The 11,924-nt window shown below is 40.7% G+C and carries 9 protein-coding genes; 8 read left to right on the top strand and 1 reads right to left on the bottom strand.

Annotation, left to right across the window (positions count from 1 at the left end):
• Positions 1–84 precede the first annotated feature (84 nt).
• The 8 genes from ACKTS5_RS11920 to ACKTS5_RS11885 all read left to right on the top strand — a co-directional run bounded on the left by ACKTS5_RS11920 (position 85) and on the right by ACKTS5_RS11885 (position 11,118).
• The gene (locus ACKTS5_RS11920) at positions 85–1,140 is read left to right on the top strand and encodes a sensor histidine kinase (RefSeq protein ID WP_408044100.1); all 1,056 of its coding nucleotides are present in this window, start codon (positions 85–87) and stop codon (positions 1,138–1,140) included.
• Complete coding sequence (locus ACKTS5_RS11915) at positions 1,137–1,853, top strand: LytR/AlgR family response regulator transcription factor (protein ID WP_408044099.1); 717 nt, start codon at positions 1,137–1,139, stop codon at positions 1,851–1,853. Before ACKTS5_RS11920 ends, ACKTS5_RS11915 begins: the two co-directional genes overlap by 4 nt.
• 90 nt (positions 1,854–1,943) lie before the next feature.
• Positions 1,944–2,900, top strand: coding sequence for a phosphoribosylaminoimidazolesuccinocarboxamide synthase (locus tag ACKTS5_RS11910; RefSeq protein WP_408044098.1), 957 nt, complete (start codon positions 1,944–1,946; stop codon positions 2,898–2,900).
• Positions 2,884–3,240: a hypothetical protein gene (locus ACKTS5_RS11905; RefSeq protein WP_408044097.1), complete on the top strand. Its 357-nt coding sequence runs from the start codon at positions 2,884–2,886 to the stop codon at positions 3,238–3,240. Before ACKTS5_RS11910 ends, ACKTS5_RS11905 begins: the two co-directional genes overlap by 17 nt.
• Positions 3,241–3,395: 155 nt before the next feature.
• Positions 3,396–3,857 carry a (2Fe-2S)-binding protein gene (locus tag ACKTS5_RS11900; RefSeq protein WP_408044096.1) on the top strand — a complete coding sequence of 154 codons (462 nt, stop codon included), beginning with the start codon at positions 3,396–3,398 and terminating at the stop codon, positions 3,855–3,857.
• A gap of 19 nt (positions 3,858–3,876) precedes the next feature.
• Complete coding sequence (locus ACKTS5_RS11895; protein WP_408044095.1) at positions 3,877–6,039, top strand: xanthine dehydrogenase family protein molybdopterin-binding subunit; 2,163 nt, start codon at positions 3,877–3,879, stop codon at positions 6,037–6,039.
• Between the two features lie 298 nt (positions 6,040–6,337).
• Positions 6,338–9,790, top strand: coding sequence for a pyruvate carboxylase (locus ACKTS5_RS11890; protein WP_408044094.1), 3,453 nt, complete (start codon positions 6,338–6,340; stop codon positions 9,788–9,790).
• Positions 9,791–9,864: 74 nt separating this feature from the next.
• Positions 9,865–11,118, top strand: coding sequence for an aminotransferase class I/II-fold pyridoxal phosphate-dependent enzyme (locus tag ACKTS5_RS11885; RefSeq protein ID WP_408044093.1), 1,254 nt, complete (start codon positions 9,865–9,867; stop codon positions 11,116–11,118).
• A 63-nt stretch (positions 11,119–11,181) separates the two neighbouring features.
• Here the strand turns inward: ACKTS5_RS11885 and ACKTS5_RS11880 are convergent, their stop codons facing one another.
• A complete protein-coding gene (locus ACKTS5_RS11880; protein WP_408044092.1) occupies positions 11,182–11,811 on the bottom strand; it encodes an OmpW/AlkL family protein in 630 nt (209 codons plus the stop codon).
• Positions 11,812–11,924 lie beyond the last annotated feature (113 nt).

Here is an 11,924-nt window from a genome sequence, read left to right as displayed (position 1 = left end):
TCAAAGGGGTTTACGTCTTTGCTATGGCTAAAATTTAAAAATTAACTGTACATTCGCTAGATAAGTAGTTTTTGAGTTTCTGTTATGAATGTTCAGCTGTTAAGATATACCTATGTAAAGCAAAGCCTTTTTTGGCTTTTGGTCTTTAGTTATTTTTACCTCACCACCGATATTTCTTTTTATGAGGCGGGGTATTTACAAGTATTTGAAAGCATTTTGATTTTGGTATTTGCTCAGTTTATTTGTGCGCAACTCATCCGTCAGTGGTTGGTACCTGCTTTTTTGAATAAGGGGCAGTTTTATAAATTCATCGCGAGTACCGTGCTGTTGCTTTTTCTGGCCTATGTACTGTATTTAGCCATGCGCACGTATTGGTATGAACCGCGTTATCTTTCGTATTATCCCATCAAAAAGCAGCAAATTATGCTCCGTCCCTTTTGGGAGAAGGTCTGGAATTTTAGAGCTATTTTAAGCAAGGCCATTAAGTTTGTCACACCGGCGGCGATGTTGTTGATGTACGATTTTTACCGTAAACAGCGTCAGTTGTTAGAGTTAAACGAGCAAAAGAAGATCGCTGAATTAAAAGTACTAAAGCAGCAGTTGAATCCTCATTTTTTATTCAATACGCTCAACAATCTCTACGCGTTGACCTTGAAAAAATCAGAATTAGCTCCTGTGATTATTGAAAAGTTGTCGGCTATATTGGATTATATGCTTTACGGGTGTACCGCTAATTTTACGAGTTTGTCAAAAGAGTGGCTGTTGATAGAGAATTACATCACCTTAGAAAAAATCCGCTATGGAAAACGCGTCAAGGTCGTGAGTAGGAGCGAAGTTACAGAAGAAGTGAAAATAGCCCCGTTGATCGTATTGACATTTGTTGAGAATGCCTTTAAGCACGGAGTGGCTCAAGAACTCGAACAGGCTACTATTGAGATACATTTATCGATCGTAGCGAATCAAATTGTATTTACGGTAGTAAATTCAAAACCCAAAAAACAACTAAGCACAAACAAACCCAGTATAGGACTGCAGAATGTAAAAAAACAGTTGGCGCTTTTGTATCCACAGGCACATACATTGGACATTTCTGAAACCGATACCGAGTTTAGTGTCCGATTAACACTTGAAAAACGATGAAGTATACTTGTATGATAGTCGATGATGAGGAATTAGCCAGAGAACTCATTGAAACGCATTTGTCACAACTCGATGATTTTGAGTTGGTAGCTTCTTGTGGGAGCGCGATAGAGGCGAGCAAGGTATTGCAACAAGAGGCGATTGATTTACTGTTTTTAGACATAGAGATGCCAGTGTTAAAAGGAACGGAGTTCTTTAAGAATTTACTAAATAAACCTAGAGTTATTTTTACGACCGCTTACAGGGATTACGCGGTGGAAGGTTTCGAATTGAACGCTGTTGATTACCTTCTAAAGCCCATCGTTTTTCATCGTTTTTTTCAGGCGATTGAGAAGTTCAGAGCATTGCAAACTACCACACCTACGAAGGTACGAGCAACGGTGCCGGAAACGGGAAGCCAAAAGAGCATCTTTATTCGAAAGAATCGCAAGCAATGCAAGCTGATACTCGCTGAAATTGCGTATGTGGAAAGCGTGAAAGATTACGTGAAGATAGTTACCGATACCGAAGTTCACGTGGTCAAATACGGCATTTCGGAGTTCGAAAAAAAACTGGACCATCGATTTGTTAGAATTCATCGTTCGTATATCGTAAACAAAAACAGAATTACCGCATATACCAAAAACGATCTCGAATTAGGAGAAAAGGAAATTCCTATAGGGGAGGTGTTTAAGGGTAATATGGAGCGCTTGTTTAACGACAGTGCTACCTAGCGAAATTTGCTGATTTTTCCGATCTAAATAGCCGGTAATATTCCCGAAATCACTTACATTTGTGAGCTACAACACAACTTACAAGAATACATGAATACAATTAACGAAACTGCGTTTCAGTTTCCTGGGCAAAAGGCCGTTTACAAAGGGAAAGTAAGAGAAGTATATACTTTAGAAAACGATTTGCTAGTGATGATCGCTTCTGATCGTTTATCTGCATTTGACGTGATTTTACCGAAACAAATTCCGTTTAAAGGGCAAATCTTAAATCAAATCGCTGCGAAAATGATGAAAGATACCGAGGATTTGGTTCCCAATTGGTTGGTGGCAAATCCGGATGAGAATGTCGCTGTCGGACATGCCTGCGAGCCTTTTAAGGTAGAAATGGTTATCAGAGGGTATTTGTCAGGACACGCAGCGCGAGAATACAGTGCAGGAAAAAGGGTATTGTGCGGAGTAGCCATGCCTGAAGGAATGAAAGAAAACGATCAATTTCCTGAGCCTATCATTACGCCTTCTACCAAGGCAGATAATGGAGCCCATGACGAAGATATTTCTAGAGAAGACATCTTGAGCAAGGGAATTGTTTCAGAAGAAGATTACCTCGTACTAGAAAAGTACACACGTGCACTTTTTCAAAGGGGGTCTGAGATAGCTAAAGAGCGCGGATTGATACTCGTAGATACCAAATATGAATTCGGTAAAACGCCTGCAGGAGAAATTGTTTTAATCGATGAAATTCACACGCCAGATTCGTCGCGCTATTTCTATTCGGATGGTTATGAAGAACGCCAGGAACGCGGAGAAAAACAAAAGCAGCTGTCAAAAGAGTTTGTCCGTCAGTGGCTTATCGAAAACGGTTTTCAAGGGAAAGAAGGACAGGAAATCCCAGAGATGTCTACAGAGAAAATTACAGAAATTTCGAATCGATACATCGAACTTTTCGAGCAAATTACCGGAGATCGCTTTGTGAAAGCCGATACTACCAATGTGGCGAAGCGAATAGAAACCAACGTGTTAAATTTTTTAAATGAACAGAACGCCTAAAATTAGACCGGAATTGAATTTGTCGGGCACGAGTGAAGCTGAGGAGTTTCAGAATACTGTATTGCGACCTGTGCTAAAATTACAGCACGAATTATTGCTAAGGCTAATAGATGAATATGCTGCACAGTTTAAGTTGGACGTATACCGTGGAACGAAGGAGACTGTTTTAGAAGAAGTCACCAATTTAGTTCAAAAACAGCGAAGTGTGAAGGCAACGCTCATAGGTACGGTCATTGGCCAGTTTTCCACGGCAGAACTCGAGGTGTATTTGGCAGGACGAAAAGAGTACGACAAGAGAATTCAACAAATGATTTTACAGCGTTTTAGAGATAGTCTATAAACATTTACAACAAGCTCACTGAGCTTGGATGAATGTATCAAAAAAACAGTCTTCGGACTGTTTTTTTATTTAAAAATATCTTAAAAAGGAGTGTAGCTTTTCTTGGCTATGGGATTTTTTGTAACTTACACAGAACGAACAAAACTTTCAAAATAATGCCAACCTATACACTGAAAATTAACGGTGCATCGAAACAGGTGACCGTTGATTCAGATACCCCGTTACTTTGGGTACTGAGAGATGAACTCAATTTAGTAGGAACAAAATTTGGCTGTGGAATTGCCCAATGTGGCGCTTGTACAGTCCATATTGACGGTGTAGCCATGCGGAGTTGTCAGTTGCCAGTTTCTGCACTGACTACCGAGGCGGTTACGACGATCGAAGGGCTGTCTGCTGAAGGCGATCATCCATTACAAGAAGCGTGGAAAGCGGTTGATGTTCCACAATGTGGTTATTGTCAGGCTGGCCAAATAATGACTGCAGCTTCCTTCCTAAAGGACAATCCCAATCCGACCAAAGATGAAATTAGAGAGGCGATGCACGGAAATTTGTGCCGTTGCGCTTCTTACAATAGAATAGAGAAAGCTGTGGCGATAGCTGCTGAGAAAATGAGCTAACCTTTACAAAAATAACTACATGAAAACAACAGTAAAAACTTCAGGTGTAAGTAGGAGAAATTTTTTAAAGGCCAGCGCGCTTACCAGTGGTGGTTTGCTCATTGGGTTTAATTTGTTTACTGCTTGTAAATCCAATGCTAAACCTCCTGTAAATATCGACCAGTTAAATTTTAACGACTTTAATGCCTTTATTGAAATAGCGGATAATGGTTATGTGAGCATTTATTCTCCTAACCCAGAAATTGGGCAAGGAGTGAAAACAGCAATGCCCATGATCATCGCAGAAGAATTGGATGTTCCTTGGGAGCACGTTAAGGTGGTACAAGCAAAATACGACAATAAAAAATACACCCGTCAAGTAGCCGGTGGTAGCCAGAGTATTCGACAGGGCTGGGATGCGTTGCGTCAAACTGGGGCAACTGCCAAACAAATGTTAGTGAACGCCGCTGCTGCAAAGTGGGGGGTGAGTCCTGACCAGTGTACTGCACGTGCAGGAATTATCAGTAATGCTGACGGAAAAACCTTAGGTTATGGAGAGGTGGCCTTAGCGGCCGCCAAATTGGAGGTTCCGAAAGATGTAAAACTTAAGAAGCCTAGTGAGTTTACCTTGATAGGTACGGATGCTATAAATGTAGATTTGAGCAAAATTGTCACAGGGAAGCCGCTGTTCGGATTGGATTATAAGGCCGAAGGAATGCTGTATGTATCAGTACTCAGACCTCCTGCGTTTGGAAAAAAACTCGTCAGTTTTGACGATCGTGTGACAAAAGAAGTTTCAGGAGTAAAAGAAGTACACCGTTTTGGTGATAAGGTGGCTGTTTTGGCCACGAGTACTTGGGCTGCCATGAAAGGAAAGAAAGCCTTGCTTGCAGAATGGAAAGCGGAAGGGAGTTTGGAAAGTACAGCAGATCACGATAAAATTTTAAACGGTATTTTGGATGCTGATGATTTTGATGTACGAAGAGAAGATGGAAATGTAGCCCGCGCTTTTAAAGAGGCTGATGAAGTTCTGGAACGCACTTACCATTCCCCTTTTTTACCGCACAATTGTTTGGAGCCGATGAATTTTTATGCCGATGTCACCCCAGAACGAGTGCATTTGGTAGGCCCCATACAAACACCTCAGTGGACAGCAGGAAGAATAGCAAAGTTGCTCAACCGAGATGAAAGCGATATCGAACTCGAAATGACGCGTATGGGAGGTGGATTTGGAAGGCGTCTTTACGGAGATTTTGCACTGGAAGCTGCAGAGATTTCCAATATAGCCAAAAAACCAGTAAAGGTAGTGTTCTCCCGAGAAGATGATATGACGGACGGAATCTACAGACCGGCGATTAAGTATCGAATAAAGGCCGCAATTAAAGAAGGTAAAATAACCGGATATCATTTAAAAGAAGCGGCTATTAATGGAAATATGTACGGACTCATACCTCATTTTTTTCCTGCAGGCTGTATTCCAAATTACAAAGTATCCACTCAAAACTATAAAAGTGCTATTACAACGGGGGCATGGCGAGCTCCTTACACCAATTTCTTAGCATTTGCCGAGCAGAGTTTTTTCGATGAGCTGGCCGAAAAATTAGCAAAAGACCCTGTTCAATTGCGATTAGAACTTTTGCAAGAAGTAAAAGGCTCAAGTGATGAGAAAATTGAATATTCTGGTGAGCGTATGGAGCAAACTATTAAACTAGCAGCCGAAAAAGCAAACTGGGGCAAAGCCAAAGAGGGAGTGTATCAGGGGTTTGCAGCATATTACAGTCATAATACACACGTTGCTGAGGTAGCAGAGGTAGTCCTAGAAGATGGGAAGCCTCGTGTAACCAAAGTAGTGGCAGCGGTGGATTGTGGTATCGTAGTAAATCCGACGGGTGCTATAAATCAAATTCAAGGAGGTGTCTTGGATGGAATAGGCCATGCAATGTATGGTGATTTTAGTTTTGAGGACGGCAAACCATCAAGTAAAAATTTCGACTCGTATCGTCTAATACGAATGCAAGAAACACCAGCGGTCGAGGTGCATTTTGTGAGCAATGAATTGTCTCCAACAGGTTTGGGAGAACCGGGTTTACCTCCGGCAGGAGGAGCTGTGGCCAATGCGGTTTTTAAAGCACTAAATACTCGAATGTATTCACAACCTTTTACAAAAGAATTGGAAGCTTCTACTAATGAACTCAAGAGCTAGCTCTGGGTTTTGAATTGAATGTACAAAAGGAAAAGACGCATTTTGCGTCTTTTTTTTTAGCCCTTTTGTTGAGAATTTAATTTTTTACTCGTAAATTGAGAAATACTACTGCATTTTGAGTTGTTTTTCTTTTGTATTATAACTATTGGTGTGTGTTTTTGTTTTAAAAATGGTTTAAATTTAGTTTTTGGTTAAAAATTTATATCATTTTAACATAGTTTAATAAAAAATACAAAAAAGAGCTAACTTTGTTGGAAATCAACAACACAATTAATATTTATCAAAACATTTACGTACAATGAACATCAAAAAAGTTCTCGTAGCTAACCGTGGAGAAATCGCCATTCGAGTATTCAGGGCTTGTTATGAAATTGGTATCAAAACAGTAGGGATTTACACTTTTGAAGACCGCTATTCACTCCATCGTTACAAAGCGGACGAATGCTATCAGGTAGGAGCGGACAACGATCCGTTAAAGCCGTATTTAAACATGGATGCAATTATAAAGGTTGCCAAAGAGACCGGAGCAGATGCGATTCATCCAGGATATGGTTTCCTCTCTGAAAATGCTGAATTTGCCCAGAAATGTGAGGATCATGGAATCATCTTTATCGGGCCCAAAGTGTCAGTTTTGAAGGCTCTTGGTGACAAAATCACAGCAAAGCAAGTAGCTGTTGACAATCAGGTACCTATTATTCAAAGCAATGCCCAAAGTTTGACTTCAGTAGCGGTTGCTCTTGAAGAAGCGGTCAGAATTGGCTACCCTGTTATGCTCAAGGCTGCCTCTGGAGGAGGAGGAAGAGGAATGCGCGTGATTCGAAATGACGAGATGCTTCGCAAAGCCTTTCCTGAAGCGCAACGAGAATCGTTAAATGCATTCGGAGACGATACCTTGTTTTTAGAAAAGTACATAGAAAATCCAAAGCATATAGAAATCCAAATCGTAGCTGATGCACACGGGAATATGGTACATCTTTATGAACGTGATTGTTCGGTTCAAAGACGCTATCAAAAAGTGGTAGAAATTGCTCCTTCAATTAACTTAGATACCGCGATTACAGAACGCTTATACGATTATGCCTTGTCTATTTGTAAAGCGGTAGATTATAACAATATTGGAACTGTTGAGTTTTTGGTGGATCAAGACGGAAGCATTTATTTTATCGAGGTCAACCCTAGAATTCAGGTAGAACACACGGTTACAGAAATGGTAACCAATATAGATTTGGTTAAGACACAGCTATTCATAGCTGGAGGCTACAAATTAGCAGACAAACAAATTAAAATTCCAAATCAAGCATCGGTAAAGGTAGTTGGTCATGCCTTGCAATGCAGGGTTACCACGGAAGATCCAGCTAACGATTTTAAACCTGATTACGGAACGGTAACAACCTACCGTAGTGCTTCTGGTTTTGGAATTCGTTTGGATGCGGGAAGTATTTATCAAGGAGTGAAAATTTCACCATTTTTTGATTCGATGCTCGTAAAGGTATCTGCGCGAAGTAGAACTTTTGATGGTGCCTGTCGAAAAATGATCCGAGCTTTGGGGGAATTCAGAGTCCGAGGCGTAAAGACAAATATTCCGTTTTTAGACAATATATTAAAACACGAAACCTTCCGAAAAGGCGAGGTAACGGTGAACTTTATAAAGGAACACCCTGAGTTATTCAAGCTCAGAAAATCGAGGAACAGAGCAAATAAAATAATTAACTATTTGGGTGAGGTGATCGTAAACGGGAATCCCGATGTCAAGGTGGTGAACCCGAATCACAAATTTAGCACGCCTATAGTTCCTTCATTTCCGCTCCTAGACAAGCATCCTAAAGGAACGAAAGACCTTTTGACAGAGCTCGGACCCGAAGGTTTTTCAAAGTGGTTGCGCAGTGAAAAGAAAGTTCATTTTACAGATACCACCATGCGCGATGCACATCAGAGTTTGTTGGCGACGCGAATGCGAACTGTTGATATGCTAAAAGTGGCAGAGGGCTACAGTAAGAATCATCCGGAAATTTTTAGTATGGAAGTTTGGGGAGGAGCAACTTTTGACGTGTGTCTCCGATTTTTACAAGAAAATCCTTGGGAACGACTGGCACTTCTGAGAAAAGCAATGCCCAACGTACTTTTGCAAATGTTGATTCGAGGGTCAAACGGAGTAGGATACACAGCTTATCCAGATAATTTGATTGAGAAGTTTGTCGAAAAATCTTGGGAAACTGGAGTAGATGTTTTTAGAATTTTTGATTCGTTGAATTGGATGAAATCGATCGCTCCTTGTATTAGTCACGTACGAAATAAAACGAATGGATTGGCAGAAGCGTCGCTCTGCTATACAGGAGATATTTTAAATCCTTCAAAAACAAAGTACGACTTAAAGTACTATTTGCAACTGGCCAAAGACATTGAAAATGCAGGAGCGCATATTCTCGGTGTCAAAGATATGGCGGGCTTGTTAAAGCCTCAGGCGGCTTATGAACTAATCAGTGCCTTGAAATCAGAAATTTCGATTCCTATCCATCTGCATACGCACGATACTTCTTCCTTGCAATCGGCCACGTATATCAAGGCGATAGAAGCAGGAGTTGATGTGGTAGACGTAGCGTTAGGAGGACTGTCAGGTTTGACCTCGCAGCCTAACTTTAATGCATTGGTGGAGGTGTTGGCTCACCATGAGAGGGCGCCGCACTTCGATACGGAAAAACTCGCAGAATACTCCAACTATTGGGAGGCTGTAAGAGGTTATTACTACCCTTTTGAATCAGGCTTAAAATCGGGTACAGGAGCAGTGTATACCCACGAAATTCCCGGAGGGCAATATTCGAATTTAAAAGGACAGGCAATAGCTTTAGGCTTGGAAGATAAATTTAATGAAGTGACGAAGATGTACGGAGAGGTTAATCAACTTTTCGGTGATATCATCAAAGTGACGCCGAGTTCGAAAGTTGTGGGAGACATGGCCCAGTATATGATTACGAATAACTTGACGGTCCAAGAAGTTTTGGAACGTGGAGAAACAATTTCGTTCCCACAATCGGTGATTAACTTTTTTAAAGGAGATCTCGGACAACCTGTTGGAGGATTTCCTGAGAAATTGCAAAAGATTATCCTTAAAGGTGAAAAGCCTTATACAGACCGACCGAATGAACATTTAGCACCGATCGATTTTGAAAAGGAGTTCGACGTGTTTAAAAATCAATTTCAGACGGGAATTGACAGGGAATTGCAGCTCACGGATTTCTTATCGTATAAGTTGTACCCTAAAGTGTTTGTCGATGCTTTTAACAAGCATGAAAAATACGGAGACATCATGCAGCTGCCTACCAAGAGCTTCTTTTTTGGTTTAGAGGAAGGAGAAGAAATTATGGTTGATATTGAGCCAGGAAAGCGCATTTTGATCTCATTGATGCAAAAGAGTGCCGCCAATGAAGACGGAATGGTAGAGGTGTTTTTCAAAGTAAATGGTCAAATGAGATCGGTACTGATCAAAGATGAAACCATTGCGGTAGAAAAGATAGAGAACGTCAAGGCCTCTGAGGGTGATGAGAAGCAGATAGGTGCACCACTACAAGGTTTGTTGTCGAATGTATTGGTTAAGCCGGGCGAAAAAGTGCTGGAAAACCAACCCTTATTTGTCATTGAAGCCATGAAAATGGAGACGACAGTAACTTCGGTAAACTCGGGGGTCATTGCTAAAATTCAATTGGAGGCAGGGGCCTTGGTTGATGCCAACGATTTAGTTGTTGAATTGGCATAAGTTGAGTAGCTCGTTGTTTTGAAATCGTTGCAAAAAAGGTTACTTTCGCATCATACTAAAAACAAAAAGTAAAAATGGTTAAAGATTTATTTGAAAGAATCAAAGGAGATAAGGGACCGCTAGGGAAATGGGCTGATAAGGCTGAAGGTTATTACGTATTCCCAAAACTAGAAGGACCTATTTCTAACCGCATGTCTTTCAATGGAAAAAAAGTAATTACTTGGAGTATTAATGATTATTTAGGATTAGCAAATCATCCTGAAGTGTTAAAAGTTGATGGTGAATCGGCTGCGGAAGATGGTATGGCATATCCTATGGGGGCGCGTATGATGTCAGGTCATACAAAGTACCACGAGCAATTGGAACGCGAATGTGCTGAATTCGTGGGAAAAGAAGCTTCTTATTTAGTGAATTTTGGATACCAAGGAATGGTATCAGCAATCGATGCCTTAGTTTCTAAAGACGATATCATCGTTTACGATATGGATACTCATGCCTGTATTATTGACGGTGTGCGTTTGCACGCTGGAAAGCGCTTTGTATACCGTCACAACGATATTGAGAGTTGTGAGAAAAATTTGAAGAGAGCAACCAAGATGGCCGAAAAAACAGGTGGTGGAATTTTACTTGTTTCTGAAGGAGTTTTTGGAATGCGAGGAGAGCAAGGACGACTTGCCGAAATCGTTGCCCTTAAAGAAAAATACAACTTTAGATTGTTGGTAGATGATGCACATGGTTTTGGAACTCTTGGTGAAGGAGGACGTGGTACTGGATTTGAGCAAGGTGTTCAGGACGGTATTGACGTGTACTTCGCAACCTTCGCAAAGTCAATGGCAGGAATAGGAGCCTTTTTTGCAGGTGATAAAGATGTGGTGCAATACTTACAGTACAACATGCGTTCTCAGATGTTTGCAAAGTCTTTACCAATGCCAATGGTGAAGGGAGCGTTAAAGCGTTTAGATATGATTCGTACGATGCCTGAGTTGAAAGATCGCTTATGGGAAATCACGGATGCCTTGCAATCGGGATTGAGAGCGGCCGGATTCGATTTGGGAACTACGCAAACCTGTATTACACCGGTGTACTTAAAAGGAGATATTCCAGAGGCGATGGCTATGGTACATGACTTACGTGAAAATCACGGGGTGTTCTGTTCTATTGTAGTCTATCCTGTGATTCCAAAAGGATTGATTATCCTGAGGTTGATTCCAACTGCGAGACATACCGTAGAAGATGTAAACGAAACAATTGAGGCCTTTTCAGCAATTCGAGAGAAATTAGAAAACGGAACCTATAAAAAAGCAGCTGCCCTGTTAATGGCAGAATAAGCATACAGCAAAGAAAAAAGCTCGGATATTTTCCGAGCTTTTTTTTATGATGAATATGACGTGTTAAAACTTTATACCAACACCAAAACCGATGAGTAAAGGGTTGATTTTAACAGCAGCAGGTACTGTTGCAACACCGGCATTTACCGTAACATCAGTTTCTAGGTTTACGTACTTTGCATCTACGTTTAAAAACCAGGTATCGTCTAAATCGTAATCAAATCCTACCTGAAAAGCATAGCCAAAAGAGTTTTTGTAACTGACATCCACTACGGCTCCGGGATTGCTGTTGTAAAACAACGTATAATTACCACCTGCACCTACATACGGACGGAAGCTGTTGAAATTGAAATGGTATTGAGCTAATAGGGTCGGAGGCAATAGCCATACATGTCCTAAATCGACATTTCCTAAAGCGGTATTTACGGCTTGTACTTGGTGTTTACTCGTTCCGAGAATCAACTCCACAGCGATGTTTTCAGTAAAGAAATAGCTAAAATCGAGTTCTGGAATAACATTATTGCTAATAGCTACATCACCTCCAATAGTACCGATGGTAGCCGATTCGTTCGGAACCACAGTCACCCAGCGAAAACGCGCTTGCCATTTTTTGTCTTTTTTGGTGCCTTCTTGCGCGTATAATGATGAAAAACAAACGAGTAGTAGTGCTAAACTGGTAAAAACTTTTTTCATAAGTTCTATTTTTAAATTATCTTTAAGTTCTAGACAAAATTACTGGGAGAAAAGACCTTAAAAAATGATGAAAATCATAGTTTAGCAATTTTTTATTTACCTTAAATTAATGA

The sequence above is a fragment of the Tenacibaculum litopenaei genome (genome assembly GCF_964514025.1).
Taxonomy (GTDB): domain Bacteria; phylum Bacteroidota; class Bacteroidia; order Flavobacteriales; family Flavobacteriaceae; genus Polaribacter; species Polaribacter litopenaei.
The sequence above is the reverse complement of the archived record's forward strand: the minus strand, read 5'-3'. Positions and strand labels throughout refer to the sequence as shown.